Raw genomic sequence first — 25,489 nt, forward strand, 5'->3', positions numbered from 1 at the left:
AGATGTCAGTGGGGCGTGGCAGGATCGGTGCCGTGGCTGACAACGCATCGAAGACGAACCGACCCCGGCTGATGCTCCTGGACGGGCACTCGCTCGCCTACAGGGCGTTCTTCGCCCTGCCCGCGGAGAACTTCTCCACCACGACCGGGCAGACGACGAACGCGATCTACGGCTTCCTCTCGATGCTGTCGAACACGCTGCGTGACGAGACGCCCACGCATCTCGCGGTCGCCTTCGACGTCTCGCGCAAGACGTGGCGCTCCGAGCAGTACGGGGAGTACAAGGCGAACCGCTCCTCGTCGCCGGACGAGTTCAAGGGCCAGGTCGAGCTCATCGGCGAGGTCCTCGACACGATGCACGTCCGCCGCTTCGCCGTCGACGGCTTCGAGGCGGACGACGTGATCGCCACGCTCGCCACCCAGGCGGAGGCCGACGGGTACGACGTGCTGATCGTCACGGGCGACCGCGACTCCTTCCAGCTCGTCTCGGACCACGTCACGGTGCTCTACCCGACGAAGGGCGTCTCCGAGCTGACCCGCTTCACCCCGGAGAAGGTCCAGGAGAAGTACGGGCTGACCCCCTCGCAGTACCCCGACTTCGCCGCCCTGCGCGGCGACCCCTCCGACAACCTCCCCGGCATCCCCGGCGTCGGTGAGAAGACGGCCACGAAGTGGATCAGCCAGTTCGGCTCCTTCGCCGAGCTCGCCGAGCGGGCCGACGAGGTCAAGGGCAAGGCCGGCCAGAACCTCCGCGACCATCTGGAGGCCGTGAAGCTCAACCGTCTGCTGACCGAGCTGGTCCGCGACGTGGCGCTGGACGCGGGCCCCGGCGACCTGACCCGGCAGCCGTACGACCGGCAGGCCCTCGGTGTGATCCTCGACGCCCTGGAGTTCCGCCACCAGAACTTCCGCGACCGGCTGCTGGCCGCCGACCCGGCGGGCGCGGAGGCCGAACAGGTGGAGGCCGCCCCCGGCGTCGCGGTGGACGGCGTGGTGCTCGGCGCCGGTGAACTCGCCCCGTGGCTGGCCGCGCACGGCGGCGCGGAGCTGGGCGTCGCCACGGTGGACGTGTGGAAGCTGGGCTCCGGCAGCGTGAGCGAGGTCGCGCTGGCGGCCGCGGACGGATCGGCGGCCTGGTTCGACCCGGCGCAGCTCGACGAGGCGGACGACCGGGCGTGGGCCGGCTGGCTGGCGGACGCGGAGCGTCCCAAGACCGTCCACGACGCCAAGTCGCTGCTGCGGGTCCTCGCCGAACACGGCTGGGCCACGGTCGAGGGCATCACCATGGACACCGCCCTCGCCGCCTATCTCGTCAAGCCGGGACGCCGCGGCTTCGCCCTCGAACAGCTGGCCGTGGAGTACCTGGGCCGCGAGCTGGAGCCCGCCGCCGAGGACGGCCAGCTGGCCCTCGGCGCCGACGACGGGGCCGAGGCGGACGCGCTGATGCGCCAGGCCCGCGCCGTCCTCGACCTCGGCGAGGCGTTCCGGCCCAAGCTCGAGGAGGTCGGCGCGGCCGAGCTGCTGCGCGACATGGAGCTGCCGCTGTCGACGCTGCTCGCCCGGATGGAGCGGGCCGGCATCGCCGCCGACCGCGGGCATCTGGAGGGGATGGAGCAGCAGTTCGCCGCCGCGGTGCAGCAGGCGGTGCAGGAGGCCCACGACGCTGTGGGCCACGAGTTCAACCTGGGCTCGCCCAAGCAGCTGCAGGAGGTGCTCTTCGGCGAGCTGGGACTGCCGAAGACGAAGAAGACGAAGACCGGCTACACCACGGACGCCGACGCGCTGGCGTGGCTGGCCGCGCAGACCGAGCACGAGCTGCCGGTCATCATGCTGCGCCACCGCGAGCAGTCCAAGCTGCGCTCCACGGTCGAGGGCCTGATCAAGACGATCGCCCCCGACGGGCGGATCCACACCACGTTCAGCCAGATCGTCGCGGCGACGGGCCGGCTGTCCTCCACGGACCCGAACCTGCAGAACGTGCCGGTGCGTACGGACGAGGGGCGGGCGATCCGGCGCGGCTTCGTCGTCGGCGAGGGCTTCGAATCGCTCCTCACCGCCGACTACAGCCAGATCGAACTGCGCGTCATGGCGCACCTGTCGGAGGACGACGGCCTGATCGAGGCGTTCAACTCCGGTGAGGACCTGCACGACACGGTCGCCTCGCAGGTCTTCGGTGTGGAGCGGACGGCCGTCGACCCCGAGATGCGGCGGAAGATCAAGGCGATGTCGTACGGCCTGGCGTACGGGCTGTCGGCCTTCGGCCTCTCGCAGCAGCTGGGTATCGAGGCCGCCGAGGCGCGCAAGCTGATGGACACGTACTTCGAGCGCTTCGGCGGGGTACGGGACTATCTGCGCCGGATCGTCGACGAGGCCCGCGCCACGGGCTACACGGAGACGGTGCTCGGCCGGCGCCGCTATCTCCCCGACCTCAACAGCGACAACCGCCAGCGCCGCGAGATGGCCGAGCGCATGGCGCTCAACGCGCCCATCCAGGGCACGGCGGCGGACATCGTGAAGATCGCGATGCTGCGCGTCGCGTCGGCCCTGGACGCGGAGTCGCTGCGCTCCCGGATGCTGCTCCAGGTCCACGACGAAGTGGTCCTGGAGATCGCCCCCGGCGAACGTGAAGCGGCGGAAACCCTGGTCCGCCGCGAAATGGCCGCCGCGGTATCCCTCCGTGCGCCCCTGGAGGTCTCGGTGGGCGCGGGCCCGAACTGGGAGTCGGCGGCCCACTAGCCCTTCGCGGGGGCGCCCGAGCCCCGGGGGCACCCGTCCGCGATCCGGCACGGCCCACCACGCTTCGGGCCCCGGGGCCCGAGGCCCGCACGGAGGCGGCCGTGCTGGGCCGCAGCGCCCAGCGCCCGGGGGCGGGCCCCACCCCGCCGCACGGGACTACGCGTGCCGAGGCAACACCTGCGCCGGCCAGGGTGACTGGTAGACCAGCAACGGGTGGCGTGTGGGTGGGGGCGAAACCCGCGCCGAAGGCGCGGGGGCCGGCGCCGCCAGGCAATGGCCCGGGGGGACGCATCCCGCGCCCGGGGCGCGGCCCCGCGCAGCGAAACGCGCGCCGGAGGCGCAAGCGCAGCCGGTGACGCCGGGGACCCACGGGGACCGGGGGACGAACCGCAACCGTCCCCTGGCCGAACAGCGTCGTACGCAGAGGTGACCGCTAGATCCGTATGGCGAGTTGGGTTAGGGTCACGTGGAATCGAGGCACGAGGACCCGTGCCGAGAAGCCGCACCAGGGGAGGGGTCAAAGCCATCATGGCAGCGCAATTCGGACGGCGTCTGCGCAGAGGAGCGGCGACAACAGCCATAGCGGCGGCGGCGATGGCGGCCCTGGCCGCCTCCCAGGCCCCGACGGCGCTCATCGCCGGCGACGACAAGGCGGGCGACAGCCAGCCCGACGAGATCGCCCTCGAGGACACCGCGACGGGCGGCTCCCCGTACTACACGGACCTCCCGCCGCTGACCTCCCCCGGGAACGACGGCGGTTCGCCCGGCGCCCAGGGCGGCACCGAGGCCGGCATACCGGCCACCGTCCTCGCCGCGTACAAGAAGGCCGCGGCCGAGGTCGGCCGCACCAAGCCCGGCTGCAACCTGGAGTGGCAGCTGCTCGCGGCGATAGGCAAGGTCGAGTCCGGCCACGCCCGCGGCGGCGCGGTCGACGCGTACGGCACCACCCGCAGCAAGATCCTTGGCCCCGTCCTCAGCGGCGGCGCGTACGCGAACATCGCCGACACCGACAACGGCCTGTACGACGACGACAGCACGTACGACCGGGCGGTCGGCCCGATGCAGTTCATCCCGGGCACCTGGGCCACCTGGGGCGCCGACGGCAACGCCGACGGGCGGCGCGACCCGAACAACATCTACGACGCGGCCCTCGCGGCCGGCAACTACCTCTGCGCGGGCAGCCGCGACGTGGGCACGGCCACGGGCCGCGAGGCCGCGATCCTCAGCTACAACCCGTCGCGCGAATACGTCACAACCGTTCTGTACTGGTACAACTTCTACAAGAACGGCGCCCACTCGATCCCCGACGGCACCGGCACGCTGCCGAGGAACCGCAGCGACGACCCGAGCGGCGACGGCACCCCGGGCGGCGGCGGCACGCCGTCACCCACCCCGCCCACCGGAGGCGGCGGCAGCACCACCCCGCCGCCGAGCACCCCGCCGCCCACCGCGGACCCGGCCCTCACGGTCGCCACCCTGCTCGACAACGGCACCGGCGCGCTCAGCACCACGCAGGGCCACACGTTCGGCGAGCGGGTCAGCGTCAAGGCCGCAACGTCCGGCGGCGGCACCGTCATCGGGGTGAAGGTCCGCTTCACCATCGTCGGCACCACCGACACCCGCTTCTCCGGCGGCGCGGCGGACGCCACCGTGACCACGGGCGCCGGCGGCGTCGCGACCGCCCCCGGCCTGGTGGCGGGCGAGCAGACGGGCGACTTCACGGTGCGCGCGACCGTCGTCGGGAACAGCGCCGTCAGCCGGGACTTCGCCGCGGGCGTCAGCGTCCGCCTCGCCGACGCCCTGGCCCGGGTGGACGGCGGCGGCGCGCTGAGCGCCACGGCGTCCACGGCGTTCGGCGACGGCGTGCAGTTCAAGGCCACGGACGGCGGCACGGCCGTCGCGGGCACGGCCGTCACTGTGACTGTCGTGGCCTCCGCCGAGAACCCGGACTCCGTCACCGACGGCCCGTACTTCAAGGACGGCGACGGCAACCCGGTCCGCACCCGCGAGCTGCAGACGGACGCGTCCGGCGTGGTCTCGATACCGCAGCTGTACGCGAACGCCACGACCGGCAGCTTCGCCCTGAAGATAACGGCGGCCGGCGGCGCGACGGAGTATCTGACGCTGACGGTCGTCGCCGCACCGGACCCGACGCCCGATCCGACGACGGACCCGACCACGGACCCGTCCACGGACCCGACGTCCTCCCCGTCCAGCGAGCCCTCGGCGACGGAGTCGTCCCCGACGGCGACCTCGACGCCGTAACGGCAGCGCCCCGGGCCCAGGCGACTGGGAACGCCCCGGGGTCCGGGCCACACGCACCGCCCCTCCCGCAACGGAGGGGCGGTGCCGTCGTTTGCGCGCGCGATGTGTTCCGCTCTCGGCCTTGTGTTGCTACCGTGCCGAAAACTGACGATCCATCAGTTCTTACGCCGGAGGCTGCCCATGCGCGCACTGGTCGCGGCGGCGATCGGAGTCGCCGTCGCCTTCGGACTCGTCTTCCTGCTGGTCGGACTGGCCACGCCGATGTCCGGCGACACCTCGCCGAAGCCGCTCCTCACCACCGCCCCCGCCCACCCCTGAGCCGGACAGGAGCCCGAGCCATGCGCCGCAGAGCAAGCCTGGTCCTGCTCGCCCTCGCCTTCTTCCTCGCGACCCTGTCGCCGCTGCTGCGCTGGTACGCGTTCCCCCGGGTGGTCGCGGTACCCCAGAACCAGTACCAGGAGACGGTGCTGGAGGCCGAGAACGCCGAACTCCTCGACTACAGCAGCCTCAAGCCCCGTATCGAGCCGAAGGTCACCATCATCCAGACGCTCAAGGGCAATGTGGAGGCGGCGAAGAAGGTCAAGGAGGAGACCGGCCGCGACGTCGTCGTCTGGGACGCGCTGTCGTACGCGCACGACTCCAAGGGCCAGACGGTGACCTCCATCCCCGAGCGCTACATCTTCGACGGCCACACCCAGGAGCCCGTCCACGCGAGCGGCGAGTCGGTCGACGGTGACGCGGTCCGGCGTACGGGCCTGACGTACAAGTGGCCGTTCCTGACGAAGAAGCGGGACTACGAGTACTACGACCCGATGACGCGCGCCTCCGCCCCGATCCTCTTCAAGGGCGTGCGCGACCACCGCGGGATGGAGGTCTACTACTTCGAGCAGACCATCCCCTGGCAGAAGGTCGTGCTGCCCAAGACGCTGCCGCTGGGCATGAAGCCGGCGGACGTCGAGAAGCTGGGGCTGGAGCGCTGGTACACCACCAAGCGGATGTTCTGGGTCGAGCCCGTCACCGGCGCGCCGGTGCGGGGCGAGGAGATCCACAAGGAGGAGATGCGCTGGCCGAAGGCGTCCGGTATGCCGCCGCTGCCCGCGTTCTCCGCGCACGTGAAGATCCGCGACGACTACATCGACCACATCACGGACCTGGTCAAGGCCAACCGGCAGCGGGTCCTGATGTTCCACACGTACATCCCCATCGGCCTCCTCGCCCTCGCGGCAGCCCTCCTGGCCGCGAGCCTCTGGCTGGAGTCCCGCTCCCGCCGCGCTCCCGACGAGGCCCCGTCCCCACAGCCGACCCCGTCGCCGCCGGAGCCGGTAACGGCGTGACGGGGCGCGGGGCGCGCGAGCCGGTCACGGCGTGACCGGGTGCCGCCCGCGCGGTGCGACGGGGGCTTCGCCCCGGGCCCGCGGGGGGGGGAGGGAGGAGGAGCGGTTGCTGGGGAGGGCCGGACTAGCACCGTGCCTCGGCGCAGGGCGTAGGAGCCCGGGTGCCCCGGCGCTCACAGTGCCCAGGCGCCTCCGGCTCGCAGACCGCCGGGTGCCCCGGGCGCGCAGGCGCTGCGCTGAGGCGCACGGCGCCGGTCCCGTCCCTTCCGGAACCGGCCACGGCGTGAATGGGTGCCGCCCGCGCGGTGCGACTGGGGGGGCGCTCCGGCCCGCAGGAGGCTGGCGCCGCTGGAGGCGGGTGCGGGACTGACACCGGACTTCGGCGTAGGTGCGCAGGCGAGGAGCCTGGGAGCCCGGGTGCCTTCTGGGTTGTGCGCCACCGCGGGCTTCGCCTCCCCGTGAGCGGGGGTCGGCGCGGTCGTGGTCGAAGGGGCGGGTGCGGACAGCACCGGACTTGGGCGCAGGCGCTGCCCCGGATGGGTCGCCGTTCCGGCCTGGCAGGGGGAGACAACCGTCCCCACCGGAACCGGTCACGGGGTGACCGGCGTCGCCCGCGGGGTGCGACTGGGGGCTTCGCCCCCGGCCTGCGGGGGGCGCGGTTGGGGAGGGGCGGACCCGCACCGGGCTTCGGCGCAGGCGCCCGGGAGGCCAGGTGTCCCGACGCTCACATCGTCCAGGCGCCCCGGCTCTCAGGCGCCCGGGTGCCCGGCGCTCATGTCCTCGGCGCTCAGCTGCGAGGCGCCGGTCACGGCCCCGTAGGCGGCGCCGGTCCCGTCCCCGCCGGGGCCGGTCACGGCGTGATCGGTGCCGCCCGCGCGGAGCGGCTGGCGCGCTCCCGGCCTGCGGGGGCCGGCGCCGCTGGGGGGCGGGGGCGGACTGGCACCGGGCTTCGGCGTAGGCGCGCAGGCGCTTCAGGAGCTCGGGGCCCGGGTGCTCATGCCCTCGGCGCTCAGGTGCGAGGCGCCGGTCCCGGCCCCGTGGGCGGCGCTAGTCCCGTCCCCGCCGTGGCCGGTCATGGCTTGACCGGTGCTGCCGGTGCGACCGGGGGCGCTCCCGGCCCGCGGGGGCCGCCGCCGGGGCGGGGGAGGGCCGGGTGCGCACTGGTGCCGGGCTTCGGCGTAGGCGCGTAGGCGCTTTAGGTGCCCGGGGGCCCGGGTGCTCATGGCCTCGGCGCTCAGGTGCGCGGCGCCGGGTCCGTTCCCGCCTGAGCCGGTCACGGTGTGGCCGCCCGTGCTGTGCGAGCCGGGGCGGCGTGGTTGGGGACCGCCGGGCTTCTGCGTGGTGCCTGGGTGGGTGGTGAGGCGGTGGTGCGTCTCCCGTGGGGTGGTGGGTGTGGGAGGGGTGGCCTGGGTGTGGGGGGCGTGAGCCACACTGGCTTCGTGAGCCTGCGCCGAGATGCCCTGGGCAGTCTGCCCGTACGGACCGTGTTGCCGGAGCTCGGGCAGGCCCTGGACCGGCGCGGTGCCGCCGTTCTGTGCGCGCCGCCCGGTACGGGGAAGACGACCCTCGTGCCGCTCGCCCTCGCCGGGCTGACCGACGGGGGCGCGGCGTCCGCGCGGGTCGTCGTCGCCGAGCCGCGGCGGATCGCCGCGCGCGCCGCGGCGCGGCGGATGGCGTGGCTGCTCGGGGAGTCCGTCGGGGAGACCGTGGGCTACACCGTGCGGGGCGAGCGCCGCGCCGGCGCGCGCACCAGGGTCGAGGTCGTCACCACCGGTGTCCTGCTGCAGCGCCTGCAGCGCGACCAGGAGCTCGCCGGCGTGGACGCCGTGATCCTCGACGAATGCCACGAGCGGCACCTCGACGCGGACACCGTGGCCGCGTTCCTGCTCGACGTACGGGCGGCGCTCCGCCCCGAGCTGCGACTGGTGGCCGCCTCCGCCACCACCGACGCCGAGGGCTGGGCCCGGCTCCTGGCCGCGCCGGTCGTCGAGGCGCGCGGCGTCTCCCACCCCGTGGAGGTCGTCCACGCGCCCCCGCCGCGCCCGGTGAAGCCCCCGCACGGCATGTACGTGGACCCCGCGCTGCTGGAGCACGTGGCCGCCGTCGTACGGCGGGCGCTGGCCGAGCGCGACGGCGACGTGCTGTGCTTCCTCCCCGGTGTCGGGGAGATCGCCCGCGTGGCCGGGCTGCTGGCCGGCGCCGGGGCGGAGGTGCTCCAGGTGCACGGGCGCGCGCCCGCGGAGGTCCAGGACGCCGTCCTGGCCGGCGGGGGCGACGCGCGGCGCGTCGTCCTCGCGACGTCCGTCGCCGAGTCCAGCCTCACCGTTCCCGGCGTACGGACCGTCGTCGACTCGGGCCTCGCCCGCGAACCGCGCGTCGACCACGCCCGCGGCCTGTCCGCCCTGACCACCGTCCGCGCCTCGCGGGCCGCCGCCCGCCAGCGCGCGGGCCGCGCGGGGCGGGAGGCGCCCGGTACGGCGTACCGCTGCTGGACCGAGGCGGAGGACGGCCGGCTGCCGCGCTTCCCCTCACCCGAGATCGCCGTCGCGGACCTCACCGCGTTCGCCCTGCAGGCGGCGTGCTGGGGCGACCCCGACGCGACCGGGCTCGCCCTGCTCGACCCGCCCCCCGCCGGGGCGATGACGGCGGCCCGCGACGCGCTGCGGGCGATCGGCGCGGTGGACGACCGCGGCCGCGCCACGGAACGCGGCCGGCGGATGTCCCGCCTCGGCGTCCACCCCCGGCTGGCGCGCGCCCTGCTCGACGGAGCGGCGGAGGTCGGGCCGCGCGCGGCGGCGGAGGTGGTGGCGCTGCTCAGCGAGGAGCCCCCGCGGTCCTACGGCGACGATCTGGCGGACGCGTGGCGCCAGGCCCGCCGCGGCGGCGACGCGTACGCGTCGCGATGGCGCGCGGAGGCGCGGCGTCTCGCTTCCGCGGCGGGGGGCTCGGGGTCTGCGTCGGATGCCAGCTCGCGGGCCGCCTCGGGTGCCGCCTCGGGGGCCGCGGAGGCGTCCCCGGAGCCCGGCACCGCCGCCGGGCTCGTCGCGGCGCTGGCCTTCCCCGAGCGCGTCGCCGCGCGGCGGGGCGAGCGGACGTACCTCATGGCCTCCGGCACCCGCGCCGAACTCGCCGACGGCACCCGGCTGCGGGGCTCCGCCTGGCTCGCGGTCGCCGTCGCCGACCGGCCGGTGACGGCCGCCGCCGCCCGCGTCGGGCTCGCCGCTCCCGTCGACGAGGCCACCGCGCGGCTCGCGGGTGCGGCGCTGCTCTCCGAGGCGGACGAGGTCGGGTGGGACCCCGGCCGCCGCGCGGTCACCGCCCGGCACGTCAGCCGCCTCGGGGCCGTGGAGCTGGATGCCCGGCCGCTGCGCGACCCGTCGCCCTCCCTCGTCCGCCAGGCGGAGCTCGACGGCCTGCGTCGCGAGGGTCTCGGCCTGCTGCGCTGGACGGACGCCGCGCGGAGCCTGCGGACCCGGCTTGCTTTTTTGCACCGCACGCTGGGTGAACCGTGGCCCGACGTGTCGGACGAGGCGCTGCTGGCCTCCGCCGAGGAGTGGCTGGGGGCCGGCCTCGCCCGTACGGACGCGGGGCAGATGCTCACCTCCCGGATGCCGTGGGCGAGCGGTGCGGCGGCGCGGCTCGACGAGCTGGCGCCGGAGCGGTTCGAGGTGCCCAGCGGATCGCGGATCCGTATCGACTACGGCGGGGAGCGGCCGGTGCTCGCGGTCAAGCTCCAGGAGATGTTCGGCCTGCACGAGACGCCGGCCGTGGCGGGCGTGCCGTTGCTGGTGCATCTGCTTTCGCCTGCGGGGCGGCCTGCGGCGGTGACTGCGGACCTGCGGTCCTTCTGGGCGGATGGGTATCGCGCTGTCCGCGCGGAGCTGCGCGGGCGGTATCCGAAGCATCCCTGGCCGGAGGATCCGGCGGGTGCGGTTGCTACGCGGCATACGAAGGCGCGCTCGGGGCGGCCGCCCCGCTGAGGCCCCCGGGGGCTCCGCCCCCGGACCCCCGTCGCGGGCTGCGCCCGCTTGTCGCGCCTGCGGCGCTCGTCCTCAAACGCCGGACGGGCTGGTTTTGCGCCCTGTGCCCTGTTGCCTGGTGGGCGGAGTTTCGGCGCTGCGCGCCTCGTCCTCAAACGCCGGACGGGCTTCATGTCGCCTTTGCGTCGGCTGACGCGCATCCGGGCTTCGCCCGGAGTCCTCAAGCGCCGGACGGGCTGGTTATGGGACCTCCGCCCCGGCGCCTGGTCGCGTGGGCCGGGCGGGGCTCACCGTACGAACACCCGGCGCATGTATGGGCGCTGGATCACCACTGCCACCACCCGTGTCGCGTCGTCGAAGACTTCGGCCAGTTCGCCCGTGCCCTCCACCGTGACCTCCGCCACCCGGTCCAGGCCCAGCGGGTCGGCACGGACCACGTCCATGACCTGGTCCTCCTGGTACCAGCGTGCGAGGGCGGGGTCCGCCGCGGCCCGTAGCAGCAGTTCCGGGTGTTCGGGCGCGGACCACAGGGTCATGCCGCCCTGCTCGTACGCCAGGTTCAGGTGGATCGACCCGGCGTCCGTCTCGGCGGAGAAGGTCTCGTGGACGTGCGTACGGCCGGGGTCCTTCTTGGTGAACGTCTGGGTGCGGTTCACGCGGGCGAGGACGCCGTCGCGGTAGTGGCCGGGGACGGCCGCCGGGTCCTCGGTGTAGGTGCGCCAGTGCAGATGGGCGACCTCGCCGGTCGCGGCGTGCCGGGCCTGCGAGACGAACGCGGCATAGCTCACCTGTGCGAGGCCGGGCGGCGGCGAGCCGTCGGCGCGGGTGGAGGCGTACACCTCGTGGAAGGGGACGAGGACGTTCGCGTCACGCAGAGCCGTGCCGCGCAGGTCGTCGCCCGCGTAGGGCGCGAGCTCCCAGCCGTCGGGGAGCCGGCGCTGGAGGGCGCCCGCGTTCGCCCGCAGGGCGATCATGGTGCGGGCCGCCGCGATGCCGTCGGAGTACGTCAGATCAGTCATGCCGGTAGTGACCGGCCCGGCGCGGAGAACTCATCGCACGCCCGGAAAGCCCGGCGGCGCCCCGCAGCTCACACCTCGCAGACGAAGATCGCCGTCCCCGGGATCAGGTTCCCCCGCAGCGGGGACCAGCCGCCCCACTCCTGGCCGTTCCACGCCGGCCACTCCGGCTCCACCAGGTCCACCAGCCGGAAGCCCGCCGCGACGACGTCCCGTACCCGGTCGCCGAGCGTGCGGTGGTGCTCGACGTAGACCGCCTCGCCGGAGGCGTCCTGTTCCACGTACGGCGTACGGTCGAAGTACGAGGCCGAGACCGACAGGCCCTCCGGGCCCGGCTCGTCCGGGAAGGCCCAGCGGATCGGGTGGGTGACCGAGAAGACGAAGCGCCCGCCCGGGCGCAGCACCCGGCGGACCTCCGCCAGCAGCGCCACCGGGTCGGCGACGAAGGGCAGCGCCCCGTACGCCGAGCAGGCCAGGTCGAAGGACGCCGCGGCGAAGGGGAGGGCGGAGGCGTCCGCCTCCACGAGGGGGAACGACACGCCGATCCGCAACGCGTGCTGGAGCTGGCGGTGCGAGAGGTCCAGGGCCACCGGCCGCGCGCCCTGGGCCGCCAGCCAGCGCGAGCACTGGGCCGCGCCCGCGCCGATCTCCAGGACCGAGCGGCCCGCCACCGGGCCCAGCAGGCCCGCGGCCGCCTCGTCCAGGCCCTCCGGACCCCAGACGAACCGGTCGTCCCCCAGGAACGCTCCGTGGTCGCTCTGGTACTCGTCGGCGTTGCGGTCCCACCAGCCGCGGTTCGCGCCCGCGCTCTCCCGGGCGCCCACGGGCCGCCGCGTGGCCTCCGCGTCCTCGTCGACGGCGCCCGGCGGGACCGCCCCCGCCTCAGCCGCCGAGGTGAAGCGCACGCCAGGGTCTTGGTTCATCGCGAGTACCGTCGTAACCTTCCGCTCAACGCCCGGGTGACATGGCTGTGACTGCCGGGGGCGCCTGGGCATTCATGCCGGAAATAGTCCGCGCTGCCCCAGGTGCACCTCTTCGCGCATTGACCCTGCCCGGCTGCCCCCGTATGCTACAAGTTGCGCTGCGGGCCTGCGCGCCTCAGACGGAGCAGGTCGCGCTCGCATCAGTTGTATGTCCCCTCGGTTCTCGAGGCGCTCCCGAGGAGCCTGCACAGGCTCCCTCGATGAGCGCCTTCAAGGCTGTCCGGCTTCGGCGGTGCGATGTAACGGGCTCTCGGCGTAGCAGTACCTACGACTCAATGTCCGTACCGGAGCCCTTTCCCACATGACGAGCAGCACCGAGACCACCGCCACCACCCCGCAGGTTGCGGTCAACGACATCGGTTCCGAGGAAGACTTCCTCGCAGCGATCGACGAGACGATCAAGTACTTCAACGACGGCGACATCGTCGACGGCGTCATCGTGAAGGTCGACCGGGACGAGGTCCTGCTCGATATCGGTTACAAGACCGAAGGCGTGATCCCCAGCCGGGAGCTGTCGATCAAGCACGACGTCGACCCCAACGAGGTCGTCGCCGTCGGTGACGAGATCGAGGCCCTGGTCCTCCAGAAGGAGGACAAGGAAGGCCGTCTCATCCTGTCCAAGAAGCGCGCTCAGTACGAGCGGGCCTGGGGCACGATCGAGAAGATCAAGGAAGAGGACGGCATCGTCACCGGTACCGTCATCGAGGTCGTCAAGGGTGGTCTCATCCTCGACATCGGCCTCCGTGGCTTCCTGCCGGCCTCCCTCGTCGAGATGCGTCGCGTCCGCGACCTGCAGCCCTACGTGGGCAAGGAGCTCGAGGCCAAGATCATCGAGCTCGACAAGAACCGCAACAACGTGGTCCTCTCCCGCCGCGCCTGGCTCGAGCAGACCCAGTCCGAGGTGCGCCAGACGTTCCTCACCACCCTGCAGAAGGGTCAGGTCCGCTCCGGCGTGGTCTCCTCGATCGTCAACTTCGGTGCCTTCGTGGACCTGGGTGGCGTCGACGGTCTGGTCCACGTCTCCGAGCTGTCCTGGAAGCACATCGACCACCCGTCCGAGGTCGTCGAGGTCGGCCAGGAGGTCACGGTCGAGGTCCTGGACGTCGACATGGACCGCGAGCGCGTCTCCCTGTCGCTGAAGGCGACCCAGGAGGACCCGTGGCAGCAGTTCGCCCGGACCCACCAGATCGGTCAGGTCGTCCCGGGTAAGGTCACCAAGCTGGTGCCGTTCGGTGCGTTCGTCCGCGTGGACGAGGGCATCGAGGGCCTGGTCCACATCTCCGAGCTGGCCGAGCGCCACGTGGAGATCCCGGAGCAGGTCGTCCAGGTCAACGACGAGATCTTCGTCAAGGTCATCGACATCGACCTCGAGCGCCGCCGCATCAGCCTCTCGCTGAAGCAGGCCAACGAGTCCTTCGGTGCGGACCCGATGGAGGTCGAGTTCGACCCGACCCTGTACGGCATGGCCGCGACCTACGACGACCAGGGCAACTACATCTACCCCGAGGGCTTCGACCCGGAGACCAACGAGTGGATGGACGGCTTCGACAAGCAGCGCGAGGAGTGGGAGCGTCAGTACGCCGACGCCCAGACCCGCTTCGAGCAGCACCAGGCGCAGGTCGTCAAGTCCCGCGAGGCCGACGCCCAGGCGGCGGCCGAGGGCGGCGAGGCCCCGGCCCCGGCCGGCGGCTCGTACTCCTCGGAGACCGCTGAGGACTCCGGCGCCCTGGCTTCCGACGAGGCGCTCGCCGCGCTTCGCGAGAAGCTGGCCGGCGGCCAGAGCTGAAGCTGAGCCTCGGACCGGGCTGAACTCCGGACCGGGCAGCGCAGGGCCCGTCCCCTTCGGGGGGCGGGCCCTTCCGCGTACCCGGGCCGCCACGGCTGCACCGCGGCCGCCGCGGCCGCGCCGCCACGGATCGACGCGCCGTCGCGGCTACCGCCGTACCACCGCGGCTACCGCCGCACCGCCGCGACCTGGTGCCAGCCGCCGCGGCCGTCCGACTCGTCGAACCAGGCAGGCGGGTTCTCCGCCGCGTCCGCGAGGCTGGTCCAGACGCCGTTGAGGAGGTCGGCGGTCTCCCGCTCCGGGAGATCCATGGCCACGTTCCTGCGGACGTACTCCGCGTCACGGCGGCCCTGGACCGTGGGGGCCACCTCGTTCAGGGTCGCGAAGAGGGCGCGGGCCGCGTCGTACTCCTCGACCGCATACGGGGTCGCGGCCAGGTCCGCCCCGAGGCGCTCCGTGACCTCGGCGGCGTGGGCGCGGTCCGGGTCCAGGGCGGCCAGGTAGTGGGCGCGGACCCGTAGCCAGCCCGCCGGCGGCTGCGCCGGGGCGCCCGGTTCCGTCGCCGAGGTGCAGCTGGGGGCCGACCAGTCGCGGAACGCCTTGATGCCCTGGTACGACGAGAACTCCACCGCGCGCAGCCAGTCGTCGCCCCGCGCGTCCTGGGCCTCGACGTACACCGCCTGCGGGCGGACGTCCGCCAGGGCGTCGACGATCAGCTCCTCGGCGTCCGGGGTGTCGGGGCCGAGCGGTTCGACGGTGACCTCCAGGTCCTTCGACCGCAGGGTGTCGATCAGCGTACGGGCCGTCGGGGCGCTGTTGTCCCCGAGCACCAGCACCCGGTGCACCCCGCGGCTGCCGGCGAGGCGGTCGGCCAGGACCGCGCCCATGTCCTCGCGGTTGATGACCGGGTTCAGCTCGGCCCCGCCGCGGTCGTACGCCGGCCGCGGCTCGTGCTCGAGCTGGCAGGCGCGGATCAGCGGCAGTTCGTCGAAGCCGGAGCTGAGGGCCGTCGTCGGCCGCGGGTCGCCGGCGACCACGCCCACCAGGCCGGGGTGCTGCCGGGTCCAGCCGTCCACGGGCATGGTCTGCGAGCCGTCGGCGGCCACCTCCACCGGGTCCGTGAGGACGGTGGTCCCCCCGCCGGCGTCCCGGTAGGCCGCGTCGACTGCCGATCGGAGGGCCTCGTCGCGGCCGGAGACCGTGGTCAGCGTCATGGCGCCGACCATGAGCGGGCCCTGTGCGTCCTCGTGGGGCATTCCGTGGTCACTCATGCCCACGAACGCGGAGATCGTCCCCGAGCCGAACAGGACCGCCATCACGATGCCGATCACGACGAAGCCCACGCGCCGCCCGCCCCTCGGGTGGCGGGCGTACGGACGCGGCGGCACGGTCGCTCCCCAGCCGGGGTGCGGGCGCACCGGCAGCGGCGCGGGGTGGAACGGCGAGCGGGGGACGGGCGGCGGGTAGCCGTGGCCGGTCGGTACCGGGGGAGGCAGCGGGGGCGCGGGCCGGGACCGGGGCGGTGCGGCCGGCCGGTTCGGGGATGCCGCGGGAGCCGGCGGGTCCGGGGCGGCCGGCTCGCTCTCCGCGTCCAGCGCCGCCCGGACCGCCTCCGCCGCCGCGTGCGCGTCCGCCGGCCGGTCCGCGGGATCGCGTGCCATCAGCGAGAGCACCAGCCGGTCCACGGCCGCCGGCAGGTCCCGCACCGCGCGGCTGGGGCGCAGCGGAGTGTCGTTCAGATGGTTGTACATCACCTGCGCCGACGAGCCCGTGTACGGCGGCCGGCCCACCAGCAGCTCGAACAGCACGCAGCCCAGGGCGTACAGATCGGTCCGTCCGTCCCCGGCGTCGTCCCGGAAGCGCTCCGGCGCCATGTACAGCACGCTGCCGAACGGCAACGCCCCGGTACGGGTGAGCCGCTGGCCGTCGGCCGCCTCGACGAACCGGGCGATGCCGAAGTCCAGGACGCGCACCGCGTCGTCCTCCGTGACCATGATGTTCGCCGGCTTGATGTCGCGGTGCACGATCCCCGCCCCGTGGGCGGTGGCCAGCGCCTGACACGCCTGCTCCGTCCAGGCCAGCGCCCGGCGCCAGGGGATGCGGCCCTCGTCCTTCAGCGCCCGCTCCAGGCTCCGCCCGCGCACCAGCGACATCACCAGGTACGGCGTACCGTCGGCCACCCCGTGCTCGTGCAGCGTCACGACGTACGGGCTGTCCAGGGCCGCGACCGCGCGGGCCTCGCGGTCGAAGCGGATCAGGAGCTCGGCGCGGTCCGCCTCATCGGCCTCGCCCGGCGGGGCGAGGATCTTGACGGCGACCTCCCGGCCCAGCCGGGTGTCGCGCGCCCGCCACACCTCGCCCATCCCACCGGTGCCGAGCTTCTCGAGCAGCTCGTACCGTCCGTCGACCAGGTCCCCGGTGCCGGCCACGGCGAACCCCCTTATCCCTGTACCGGGATGGACGGTCCAGGCGCGCGCCGGGTTCCCGCCGAACGCACCCGACACACCGCACGCGGCCGGTCGTTCGGTAAAGGTCTGGTATGGCGGTGGGCGGCCGGCGGGCCGCGGGGAGTTTACGTGTGCAGGTGGGATGCCCCGCCAGTGGTCTGGGCCACTGTCCCGGGCGTACACGCGACAGGCGTCCCTTTTGGCGCTCTTGACGCGGCGTCCCCGCAGGTCACAGTGTGTGCGGCGGACCAGCCGGACGCAACACCCCCCGGGAGAACCCGTCATGACACCCAGTCAGAGATCCAAGGCCGCACTGTCGCTCGTCGCCACCGGCGCGTTCAGCCTCGCCCTGCTCGGTCCCGCCGCGCACGCCGGCGCGGACGAACCCGGCGTGGAGTGCCCGAGGACCCTGGACTGCGAGTGGGTGCCGGCCGCCTACACGCAGACCGATCCGGCGGACGTCACGTCGTACGGGAACTACGACGTCTCGGAGCGTCCGGCCACCAACCGGGTCCGCTACATCGTCATCCACGACACCGAGGAGACGTACGACGACACCATCAAGATCTTCCAGGACCCGCAGCGGGCCGCCTCCGCCCACTACGTGATCCGGGCCGCCGACGGCCATGTGGCGCAGATGGTGCGGAACAAGGACGTCGCCTGGCAGGCCGGGAACTGGTACGTCAACACGCACTCCGTCGGCATCGAGCTGGAGGGGTACGCCGCGCGCAACGAGTTCACCCCGCAGCAGTACGCCGCCACCGCCCAGCTGGTGCGCTACCTCGCCGCCAAGTACGACATTCCGCTGGACCGCCAGCACATCATCGGGCACGACAACGTCCCCGGCATCAACACGCCCCGCATCGCCGGCATGCACTGGGACCCGGGACCGCACTACGACTGGAACCTGCTCTTCTCGCTGCTGGGGAAGCCCACCCTGCCGACCGGCAGCGCGGGCAGCCGGCTCGTCACCGTGAACCCGGTCTACAAGAAGAACATCCAGGCCGTCCGCGACTGCGAGACGAACGCCGACATCCCGCCGCAGCCCTCCACTTCCCTCCCGCTCTACACCGCCCCGTCCAAGGACGCCCCGCGCTGGCGCGACGCCGGCGAGCACATCGACGGCTCCGCCGGCACCAACTGCGCCCAGGACACCGGCGCCTGGGTGTTCAGCGGCCAGAAGTACGTCGTCGCCGAGCGCCAGCCCGGCTGGACGGCGATCTGGTACCAGGGCGGCAAGGCGTGGTTCCCGAGCCCCGACGGCGTACGCACCACCACCCCGCAGTCCGGCTGGGCCCTGCGGCCGAAGGCCGGCAAGGACGAGGTGCCGGTGTACGGAGCGGCGTACCCGGAGAAGGCCGAGTACCCGGCGGAGATCCCGTACTACACGATCAACCCGCTGCCCTACACGCTGAAGGCCGGCCAGGAGTACGCCAGCGGCGGGGAGACCCCCGACGGCTACTACTACGCGATGTCCTACGACGGCTCCCTCCCGCTGGACCGCACGCTCGTCCCCGGCGCAGCGAAGTACTACACCGTGCAGATCGGCGCCCGGATCGGCTTCGTGAAGGCCGACGACGTCGACGTGGTGCGGCTGCGCTGACGGGTTCGTCCGCCTCGTCCACCGGAGATCCGCACGGTCCACCGGGATCCACCCGTCCCACCGGAGATCCACGCGCCACCCGCAGGGAGAAGAACACCGCACCCGAGAAGAAGGAGACCCATGCGCAAGCTCAAGCACGCCGCGGTCGTCGCCACCGCCGGCCTCGCCCTGGCCCTCGGGGCCACGGGCACCGCCCAGGCGTCCACCCCGACCGAGTACGAGTTCGCCGGCGCGTACGACACCGAGGCGCAGTGCCTCGCGGCCGGCGACCAGGGGGTCGGCGACGGAACGTACGCGCGCTATCGCTGTCTGCTCTTCGAGGCCCGCTGGGACCTGTACGCGGTCTTCACCAACGGGGGCTGAACCGGGCCCCGGGAATCATGACGGGCCCGCTGGGGTTGGATACGTACATGGGTATGTACGAATGGGATCCCAGCGGGCTCGCCGCCGTCGAGGCCATCACGGACCACGACTCGGCCGGCCTGGTCATGCTGTATCACTTCGACGGATTCATCGACGCCGGTGAGACCGGCGAGCAGCTCGTCGAGGGGCTCCTCGACGGACTGCCGCACCAGGTCGTCGCCCGCTTCGACCACGACCGGCTGGTGGACTACCGGGCCCGCCGGCCGCTGATGACGTTCAAGGGCGACCACTGGGCCGAGTACGACACCCCCTCCATCGAGCTGCACCTGGTGCGCGACGCCACGGACGCGCCGTTCCTGCTGCTGGCCGGCCCCGAGCCGGACGTCGAGTGGGAGGCGTTCGCCGCCGCCGTCCGGGAGATCGTCGAACGGCTGGCCGTGCGGATCGCCGTGAACTTCCACGGCATCCCGATGGGCGTGCCGCACACCCGCCCCGTGGGCGTCACCCCGCACGGCAACCGCACCGACCTGATGCCCGGCCACCGCGCCTACTTCGACGAGGCGAGCGTGCCGGGCAGCGCGGAGGCGTTCGTCGAGTACCGCCTCTCCCAGGCCGGCCACGACGTCCTCGGCGTCGCCGCCCACGTCCCGCACTACCTCGCCCGCTCCACCTACCCGGACGCCGCCCTGACCGTGCTGGAGGCGATCACCGCCGCCACCGGGCTGGTGCTGCCGCGGCAGGCGACCGCGCTGCGCACGGAGGCGATGCGCGTGCAGAACGAGATCGAGCGGCAGGTCGAGGAGGGCGACGACGACCTCGTCGCCATGGTCCGCGGACTCGAGCACCAGTACGACGCGGTCGCCGGCGGCGAGAGTCGCGGGAACCTGATCGCCGAGTCGCAGGACCTGCCGACGGCGGACGAGCTGGGCCAGGAGCTGGAGCGCTTCCTCGCGGAGCGCGAGGGCGACGGGGACTGAGACTTTCGCAGCCGTGGGGCCGGGAAGCCCGTCGTTACGACGGGAGCCCGGCCCTTTCGTGTACGCGGACGTCCGGCTCCCTTTCGTGTACGCCGACGTCGCTCACGCCTGCGGCAGCGCCCGGGCCGCCCGGCCCATCCACTCCGCGACATGGTCCGCGACCCCCGCCCCGTGCCGTACCCAGCGGAAGTGGTCCAGCCGCCGCCCGCCCGCGCGGGACGCCGTGTAGCGCCACTCCTCCAGCCGTGCGCCCGGCACCTTCCCCACCAGATGGCTCACCGCGCCCGGCGGGGCGTAGCTGTCGCCCGCCACGCCGACGGCCAGCACCGGCAGGTGCAGCCGGCGCAGCAGCGCCTCGTAGTCCGTGCCGCCCACCTCGTAGCGCCCGGTCCGCGACGTACGCGCCCAGTCCCGCATGATCCGGGCCGGCTGCCGCCCGCCGAAGCCGAGGCGGTGCCCCGGCCAGCGGCCGAGCAGCCTCGCCGTCAGGCCCGCGAACTGGCTGAACGCCAGCACCCCGGCGCCGCCCAGCGCGCCGAACGCCCGGTACCAGACCGAACCGGCGGCCACCACCGCCACCGCGTCCGGCGCGGGCCGCCGGGTGCCCGCGCCCCGGGCCGCCTGCAGCAGCGCCAGCTGGCCGCCGAGGCTGTGCCCCAGCACCGCCAGCGGCGCGACGGGGTACGCCGCCCGCAGGCCGGCGATCGCCGCCTCCAGATCGTCGATGAGCTCGGCGTAACCGAAGTCCTCCGTGTGGTGCGACCGCTCGCCCTGGCCGCGCTGCTCCAGGACAACCGGGGTGAGCCCGGCGCGGTGCAGTTCGGCGGCCAGCGGGCGGTAGAAGCGGGCGGGCGTGCCCATCGCGGGGGAGAGCAGCACGACCGGGGCCGAGGGGTCGGCCTGCGGCAGCCCGTGCAGGGTGAACAGGGCGTCGTCGGTCGCCACCGCGGTGGCCAGGGGCAGGAGTTCGGCGGTCACCAGCGGATGATCGCACCAAGTGGCGGGGAAGAGCAGTGGCGTACGCCACGGCGGGCGGAGGCGCCGGGTGGCGTCGCGTACGCTGCGGGCATGCTCAAGGTCGGACTCACCGGCGGTATCGGCGCCGGCAAGAGCGAGGTGTCCAGGCTCCTCGCCTCCTACGGCGCGGTGGTCATCGACGCCGACAAGATCGCCCGTGAGGTGGTCGAGGTCGGTACGCCCGGGCTGGCGGCGGTCGTCGCCGAGTTCGGCCCCGGGGTGCTGGCGCCGGACGGCAGCCTGGACCGGCCGGGGCTGGGCGCGGTCGTCTTCGCCGACGAAGCGCGCCTGAAGGCGCTGAACGCGATCGTCCACCCCCTGGTCCGCGACCGCTCGGCGGAGCTGGAGGCGGCGGCGGGCCCGGACGCGATCACCGTCCACGACGTCCCCCTGCTCGCGGAGAACGGCCTCGCCCCGCTGTACGACGCGGTGGTCGTCGTCGACGCGTCAGAGGAGACCCGGCTGCACCGCCTGGTGGAGCTGCGCGGGATGTCGGAGGCCGAGGCCCGGTCCCGGATGGCGGCCCAGGCGACGCGTGCGGACCGGCTGGCGATCGCGGACCACGTCATCGACAACGACGGTCCGCTGGGGGACTTGGCACCCCAGGTGCGCAAGGTCTGGGAGGCCCTCCGTGAGCGGGCCGGGGACCTGCGGGGTGCATGACACGGAATAGGGCTGGGAAAGATCGCGTTGACGATTAGGACCGGCGCGGCCGGTCCCTGAGGCGTGCGCCGCGTACTCCCGGAAGGAGCCCGCCCGTGTCGGAGCGCTCACCCGAGACCCATCTCGTCGACTTCCGGGCCGCCGAGCAACTGCTCGCGGCCCGTGATCCGCGCGGGGCGGTGCAGCTCCTGGACCCGGTCGTCGAGGCCCATCCCGAGAACACCGCCGCCCGGCTGCTGCGGGCGCGCGCCTACTTCCACTCCGCGCAGCTGGGGGCGGCCGAGGCGGAGTTCCTCGTCGTGCTGGACCGCGAGCCGGACAACGCCTACGCCCACTTCGCCCTCGCCCGCACCCTGGAGCGGGGCGGCTCCCTCCGCGCCGCCGAGGCGCAGCGCCACTTCCGCCTCGCGGCGGCGCTGGACCCGCGTCCGGACTTCGTCCAGGCGGCGCGTTTCGAGGGGTGACAGGGCGCCGGGTGCACCCCGGTGCGGGGGCTGCCCGCCCCGCACTCCGCCTACTCGTACTCCGTGCCGCCCTTGCGCGTCAGGTACGCCCCGCTGACCGCCTTGGCGATCGCCCGGCCGCCCAGCTCCGGGCTGTAGCGGTCGGTGCGGGGGCGGATCACGACGCCCTCGCGCAGGTGCAGTTCACGGCCCGAGACCGTCTCCCGGCCGGTCGCCAGCTCCAGGATCCGGGCGGCCTCGAACGGTCCCTCGTACAGCTGCGGAACCTGCGGGAGTTCGCCCGCCAGGGTCTCCGCCAGCTCGGCCGGGTCCAGCCAGCGGACACGGCCGGCGGTCTGCACGGCCACGTCGAAGACCGCGTACGCCGGGCCGCCGCAGCGCGCGTCGGTGCCGTAGCCCAGGTCCTGTACGCCGGACCCGTACACCTCGCCGTACACCCCGACGCGCTCGGCGCCGTACTTCGCGGCGAGGCGCGCGGCGGTCTCCGGTACGCCGTGGGAGCGCACCGCGCGCCAGTACAGGTTCCTGCCGTCCTCCTTCAGCGCAAGCCGCTGCGTGCCCAGCCCCTTGGACGTCACCTGCACCTGGCTGCCGTCGGCCGCGTGGTATGTCAGGCAGCACGCGGTGCCGTGCAGCTTCTCGGTGACGACGACGGGCTCGCCGGGCGCGAAGACGTCCGGGTAGCGCTGCAGGTTCTCGATGTCGATCCACGGCAGCAGGTCCGGCGCGGACTCCACGTCACCGCTCATCGACACCGGTACCGGCGGCGCCCACTTGACGATGCCCAGCCGCTCCGCGAAGTCCGTCCCGTCGGCGGTGGCCTGCTCCAGATCGACGCCGTCGAGGGCGGCCGGCCGGCATACGAGGCCCTGGCTGAGCTCGCCGCGCAGCCGGACGGCCTTCACCCGGTTGTGGGCGGGTCCGGCGAGGCGGCCGGTGAGGCCGAGTTCGTCGATCAGCGGGTCGGGCAGCACGGACTGCTCGGGGATGTAGACGGCGAAGTCGCCGCTGCGGAAGGCGCCCTTGGCGACCACGGCGCGGTAGAGCCCGACCTGGGCCAGCTCGAGCGCGTCGGCGTTCGGGTGGACGTGGATGGTCAGCCGCTCGGCGGTGACGCGGAGTGTGGACATGTCGATAAGGGTGGGCTGTTGGGGTGGCCGGGGGCGAGCGATTTTCCTCGGGCCCCGGGCAGTTCGGCCGCGCGCTACGGGCGGTTGGCCCCGCGGGTGATCGCCGCGGCGACCGTCGTGGCGAGCAGCCAGCCGGCGGCCATGAGCAGGTAGCCGAACCACTGCAGCTCGTCCGGCGGGCCGTACGACTGGCAGTCGGGGATGCTGCCGACCGGGACCAGGAGGTCGAACGTCAGCTCCGCCGGGTCGCACTCGACGGGCTCCGGGCCCACCGGCCCGCGCCACGTGAACATCGCCGTGCCGGCTGCCAGCAGGCCCAGCAGCCACAGCAGCGCCCGGGCCGGCTGGTAGCCGTAGCCGACGGTCAGGTCCTGCAGATGACCCCACAGCCGGGCGTACCACGGCAGCCCCGCGCGCCGCGCCCGCTGCTTGGCCAGCAGCACCCGGCGGGCCTCGTCGTCGTGGCCCACCGCGCGGTAGACGGCGGCCAGTTGCTCGTACGGCTGGGGGAGGTACCCCTCGTCGTCCAGGGCCAGCCAGCGCAGCCGGCGTGCCGCCGGGAGCAGCGTGCCGAAGCGGCCGTACACCGTGCCGTCCAGGTTGAGCCGGGCGGGCCAGGAGGCGGGGTCGTCGCGCAGGACGCCGATGGTGGCGTGCCGCAGCGAGACGCGGCCCTGCGGCGGGCCGTCGGTCAGCAGGTCGAGGTCGCGCACCTGGGCGTGCAGCAGGGTCAGGGCCGTGCCGCCCCCTTCGCCGGCCGAGAGCCGCGCCCCGCGCAGATCCAGGCCGCCCTCGATCCGGGCGCTGGCCAGGCGCACCTCGCCGGTGACCGTGCAGCCGTCGCGCAGCAGCAGGCCCGCGCCGACCTCGAGCGCGGAGGCGTACAGGGCCCGGCCGCCGGGATGGTGGAGCCGGGCGCCACCCAGGAAGAACGTGCCCGCGATCCGGGCGCCGGGCATCCGGACCATGCCCTCGGCCTCGAGCCGCGACGCGCTCAGATCGCCCTCGATCTGGGCCCGTACCGCGTCGAGGGCGACGCCGCCCGGGTTGCTGAGGCGGGCGTCTCCCAGATGGAGGTTGCTGCCGAAGACGGCGTTGCGGAAGGTCACCCGGCCCTCGGCGGTGAAACCGTCGCGCAGGAAGGCGTCGTTCTCCACCCGCAGCCGGTCGGCGGTCAGGGCCTGCCCGTCCGGGCCCGCGATCCGGCAGCCGTCCATCAGCAGCGCGCCGGTGACCGTGGCGCCGACGAGGCGGATGTCGCCGTCGACGGTGCAATGTCGCATGCGGACGATTCCGTCGATCACGGCCTGCGAGGCGAGCAGGCCAGGCAGGCGGGAGCCGTTGAGGGAGAGCTGGCGCATCCGGGTGCCATAGAGCGAGGGCTGCTGCTCGAACCAGCTGTCCGTGATCCGCAGATGGTGCCCGATCTCCGCGTGGTCCAGCGTGAGACGCCCGGCGATCCGGGCGCCTCTGAGCTCCACCGCGGGCTGCGCCCCGGGTTCCGCCTCCCGCGCCCCGAGCAGGAGCGCGGCGACGACCTGCGCGCGCACCGTGCGCTCCGGCCCCCAGCCTTCACCGCGCGCCGGATCGTCGGCAGCCGGGTCACCGGAGCGGAAGTCCAGCAGCCGGCCGGCCGGAAACGCCTCCCACAACTCCCTTTCGGGCGCCGTCAGATCCTCCGGCCGCATATCTCCCGCCCCCATAACCATTCGAATCCCGTACGTGCACGCGCTAGCGTGCACCCGTGGCGAAACTCAATCAGATCATCGCCGTGGAGAAGGGCGTCAAGTCCAAGTCCCACCAGGACCTCACGGCGGCACATCACAAGCTGCAGAAGCCGGCGCTGCTGTCCGGTATCGCGCGTACGTACCAGCCGAAGGACGAGGAGGGCGAGCAGCTGCCGCCCGAGTCGACGCGCGTGCAGGTGCGTACGGACGAGGTGCTGCGGGAGACCGCGAAGGTGCTCACGCGGCTGTTCGACGTGACCGCCACGAAGGACTGGGCCAACTGCGAGGCGCGGGCGGACGTCACGGTGGACGGGCGGACGCTGCTCGCCGATGTGCCGGTGTCGTACCTGCTCTTCCTCGAGAAGCAGCTCACCGACCTCAACACCTTCGTGCGCAAGCTGCCCGTGCTGGACGCCGCGGAGACGTGGGCCGAGGACGCGTCGTCCGACTCCTGGAAGACGGAGCCGGTGCGGACCGTCCGTACCAAGAAGGTGCCCCGCAACCACGTCAAGGCCGAGGCGACGGAGAAGCACCCGGCGCAGGTCGAGGTGTACTACGAGGACATCCCCGTCGGCTACTGGACGACCGTGAAGTTCTCCGGCGCGCTGCCCGCGCGGCGGGTGAACGAGCTGCTCGACCGGGTGGAGAAGCTGCAGCAGGCGGTGAAGTTCGCCCGCGAGGAGGCCAACGGCGCGGAGGTCGTCGACCAGCGGGTCGGGGACGTGGTGTTCGGCTACCTCTTCGGATGAGGCCGGGAGGACTCTTGTAGGGTTTCCAACAGACCCCCTCGTCCGGCAGGAGACCGGGCGGGGGTGCGCGAGGAGCGCAAGCTGAAGCTGAGGCTTGTCGTGACGACGCGGTTCCAGTGGAGGTTCGAGTCCTCCCCGCGGCACCATCCGCCCCCTGCGGGCGGTACCGGGCCGCGGTAGCCCAACCGGCAGAGGCAGACCGCGATCAATCTCAGACTCTCGCTCCAGATTCAGCATTCGCCGCCGAACG

The 25,489-nt window shown here is 73.6% G+C and carries 18 protein-coding genes; 12 read left to right on the plus strand and 6 right to left on the minus strand.

Annotated features, from left to right (window positions below; all coding sequences use genetic code 11):
- The first annotated feature begins 71 nt into the window (after positions 1–71).
- The 5 genes from polA to hrpB all read left to right on the plus strand — a co-directional run bounded on the left by polA (position 72) and on the right by hrpB (position 10,314).
- Positions 72–2,735, plus strand: a complete 2,664-nt coding sequence (gene polA, locus AB0M28_RS01470) for a DNA polymerase I (RefSeq protein ID WP_365396177.1) — start codon at positions 72–74, stop codon at positions 2,733–2,735.
- Positions 2,736–3,263: 528 nt separating this feature from the next.
- Positions 3,264–5,000: a lytic transglycosylase domain-containing protein gene (locus AB0M28_RS01475; protein ID WP_365395843.1), complete on the plus strand. Its 1,737-nt coding sequence runs from the start codon at positions 3,264–3,266 to the stop codon at positions 4,998–5,000.
- A gap of 180 nt (positions 5,001–5,180) precedes the next feature.
- Positions 5,181–5,318, plus strand: a complete 138-nt coding sequence (locus AB0M28_RS01480) for an SPW_0924 family protein (RefSeq protein ID WP_365395846.1) — start codon at positions 5,181–5,183, stop codon at positions 5,316–5,318.
- Positions 5,319–5,338: 20 nt separating this feature from the next.
- Positions 5,339–6,334: a DUF3068 domain-containing protein gene (locus AB0M28_RS01485; protein WP_365395849.1), complete on the plus strand. Its 996-nt coding sequence runs from the start codon at positions 5,339–5,341 to the stop codon at positions 6,332–6,334.
- Positions 6,335–7,773: 1,439 nt separating this feature from the next.
- On the plus strand, positions 7,774–10,314 hold the full coding sequence (gene hrpB / locus AB0M28_RS01490) for an ATP-dependent helicase HrpB (RefSeq protein WP_365395852.1): 2,541 nt from the start codon (positions 7,774–7,776) through the stop codon (positions 10,312–10,314).
- Between the two features lie 287 nt (positions 10,315–10,601).
- Here the strand turns inward: hrpB and AB0M28_RS01495 are convergent, their stop codons facing one another.
- Positions 10,602–11,333, minus strand: a complete 732-nt coding sequence (locus AB0M28_RS01495) for a hypothetical protein (protein ID WP_365395855.1) — start codon at positions 11,331–11,333, stop codon at positions 10,602–10,604.
- Between the two features lie 68 nt (positions 11,334–11,401).
- Positions 11,402–12,253: a class I SAM-dependent methyltransferase gene (locus AB0M28_RS01500; RefSeq protein ID WP_365395858.1), complete on the minus strand. Its 852-nt coding sequence runs from the start codon at positions 12,251–12,253 to the stop codon at positions 11,402–11,404.
- A 361-nt stretch (positions 12,254–12,614) separates the two neighbouring features.
- Here AB0M28_RS01500 and rpsA point away from each other — a divergent pair, with 361 nt between their 5' ends.
- Positions 12,615–14,099, plus strand: coding sequence for a 30S ribosomal protein S1 (gene rpsA / locus AB0M28_RS01505; protein ID WP_365395861.1), 1,485 nt, complete (start codon positions 12,615–12,617; stop codon positions 14,097–14,099).
- A 167-nt stretch (positions 14,100–14,266) separates the two neighbouring features.
- Here rpsA and AB0M28_RS01510 read toward each other — a convergent pair whose 3' ends face one another.
- Positions 14,267–16,528, minus strand: coding sequence for a serine/threonine-protein kinase (locus tag AB0M28_RS01510; RefSeq protein ID WP_365395864.1), 2,262 nt, complete (start codon positions 16,526–16,528; stop codon positions 14,267–14,269).
- A 301-nt stretch (positions 16,529–16,829) separates the two neighbouring features.
- Between AB0M28_RS01510 and AB0M28_RS01515 the strand changes: the two genes are divergently transcribed.
- From AB0M28_RS01515 to AB0M28_RS01525, 3 genes are all read left to right on the plus strand, one after another.
- On the plus strand, positions 16,830–18,149 hold the full coding sequence (locus AB0M28_RS01515) for a peptidoglycan recognition family protein (protein ID WP_365395867.1): 1,320 nt from the start codon (positions 16,830–16,832) through the stop codon (positions 18,147–18,149).
- Between the two features lie 120 nt (positions 18,150–18,269).
- Positions 18,270–18,512, plus strand: a complete 243-nt coding sequence (locus tag AB0M28_RS01520; protein WP_365395870.1) for a hypothetical protein — start codon at positions 18,270–18,272, stop codon at positions 18,510–18,512.
- Positions 18,513–18,559: 47 nt separating this feature from the next.
- Positions 18,560–19,489 (plus strand): PAC2 family protein, encoded by a 930-nt coding sequence (locus AB0M28_RS01525; protein ID WP_365395873.1) that lies wholly within the window; start codon positions 18,560–18,562, stop codon positions 19,487–19,489.
- A 102-nt stretch (positions 19,490–19,591) separates the two neighbouring features.
- On the opposite strand, the gene AB0M28_RS01530 is transcribed toward AB0M28_RS01525, so the two are convergent.
- Entirely contained in the window at positions 19,592–20,467 is an 876-nt protein-coding gene (locus AB0M28_RS01530; protein ID WP_365395876.1) for an alpha/beta fold hydrolase, read from the minus strand.
- A gap of 90 nt (positions 20,468–20,557) precedes the next feature.
- Here AB0M28_RS01530 and coaE point away from each other — a divergent pair, with 90 nt between their 5' ends.
- On the plus strand, positions 20,558–21,169 hold the full coding sequence (coaE, locus tag AB0M28_RS01535) for a dephospho-CoA kinase (protein ID WP_365395879.1): 612 nt from the start codon (positions 20,558–20,560) through the stop codon (positions 21,167–21,169).
- 95 nt (positions 21,170–21,264) lie between these two features.
- Positions 21,265–21,633, plus strand: coding sequence for a tetratricopeptide repeat protein (locus AB0M28_RS01540; RefSeq protein ID WP_365395882.1), 369 nt, complete (start codon positions 21,265–21,267; stop codon positions 21,631–21,633).
- 50 nt (positions 21,634–21,683) lie between these two features.
- Here AB0M28_RS01540 and AB0M28_RS01545 read toward each other — a convergent pair whose 3' ends face one another.
- Both AB0M28_RS01545 and AB0M28_RS01550 read right to left on the minus strand, forming a co-directional pair.
- Positions 21,684–22,763 carry an RNA ligase (ATP) gene (locus AB0M28_RS01545; protein ID WP_365395885.1) on the minus strand — a complete coding sequence of 360 codons (1,080 nt, stop codon included), beginning with the start codon at positions 22,761–22,763 and terminating at the stop codon, positions 21,684–21,686.
- Positions 22,764–22,837: 74 nt separating this feature from the next.
- Positions 22,838–24,451: a hypothetical protein gene (locus tag AB0M28_RS01550; RefSeq protein WP_365395888.1), complete on the minus strand. Its 1,614-nt coding sequence runs from the start codon at positions 24,449–24,451 to the stop codon at positions 22,838–22,840.
- A 56-nt stretch (positions 24,452–24,507) separates the two neighbouring features.
- Here AB0M28_RS01550 and AB0M28_RS01555 point away from each other — a divergent pair, with 56 nt between their 5' ends.
- Positions 24,508–25,239 carry a hypothetical protein gene (locus AB0M28_RS01555; RefSeq protein WP_365395891.1) on the plus strand — a complete coding sequence of 244 codons (732 nt, stop codon included), beginning with the start codon at positions 24,508–24,510 and terminating at the stop codon, positions 25,237–25,239.
- The last annotated feature ends 250 nt before the right edge of the window (positions 25,240–25,489 follow it).

The sequence above is a fragment of the Streptomyces sp. NPDC051940 genome, from assembly GCF_040680895.1.
Taxonomy (GTDB): Bacteria; Actinomycetota; Actinomycetes; order Streptomycetales; family Streptomycetaceae; genus Streptomyces.

What these genes read in the sequence shown, in the direction of transcription:
- polA (WP_365396177.1), top strand. Translation starts at nt 72, where the DNA reads ATGCTCCTGGACGGGCACTCGCTCGCCTACAGGGCGTTCTTCGCCCTG.
- AB0M28_RS01475 (WP_365395843.1), top strand. Translation starts at nt 3,264, where the DNA reads ATGGCAGCGCAATTCGGACGGCGTCTGCGCAGAGGAGCGGCGACAACA.
- AB0M28_RS01480 (WP_365395846.1), top strand. Translation starts at nt 5,181, where the DNA reads ATGCGCGCACTGGTCGCGGCGGCGATCGGAGTCGCCGTCGCCTTCGGA.
- AB0M28_RS01485 (WP_365395849.1), top strand. Translation starts at nt 5,339, where the DNA reads ATGCGCCGCAGAGCAAGCCTGGTCCTGCTCGCCCTCGCCTTCTTCCTC.
- AB0M28_RS01495 (WP_365395855.1), bottom strand. Translation starts at nt 11,333, where the DNA reads ATGACTGATCTGACGTACTCCGACGGCATCGCGGCGGCCCGCACCATG.
- AB0M28_RS01500 (WP_365395858.1), bottom strand. Translation starts at nt 12,253, where the DNA reads ATGAACCAAGACCCTGGCGTGCGCTTCACCTCGGCGGCTGAGGCGGGG.
- rpsA (WP_365395861.1), top strand. Translation starts at nt 12,615, where the DNA reads ATGACGAGCAGCACCGAGACCACCGCCACCACCCCGCAGGTTGCGGTC.
- AB0M28_RS01515 (WP_365395867.1), top strand. Translation starts at nt 16,830, where the DNA reads ATGACACCCAGTCAGAGATCCAAGGCCGCACTGTCGCTCGTCGCCACC.
- AB0M28_RS01520 (WP_365395870.1), top strand. Translation starts at nt 18,270, where the DNA reads ATGCGCAAGCTCAAGCACGCCGCGGTCGTCGCCACCGCCGGCCTCGCC.
- AB0M28_RS01525 (WP_365395873.1), top strand. Translation starts at nt 18,560, where the DNA reads ATGGGTATGTACGAATGGGATCCCAGCGGGCTCGCCGCCGTCGAGGCC.
- coaE (WP_365395879.1), top strand. Translation starts at nt 20,558, where the DNA reads ATGCTCAAGGTCGGACTCACCGGCGGTATCGGCGCCGGCAAGAGCGAG.
- AB0M28_RS01545 (WP_365395885.1), bottom strand. Translation starts at nt 22,763, where the DNA reads ATGTCCACACTCCGCGTCACCGCCGAGCGGCTGACCATCCACGTCCAC.
- AB0M28_RS01550 (WP_365395888.1), bottom strand. Translation starts at nt 24,451, where the DNA reads ATGCGGCCGGAGGATCTGACGGCGCCCGAAAGGGAGTTGTGGGAGGCG.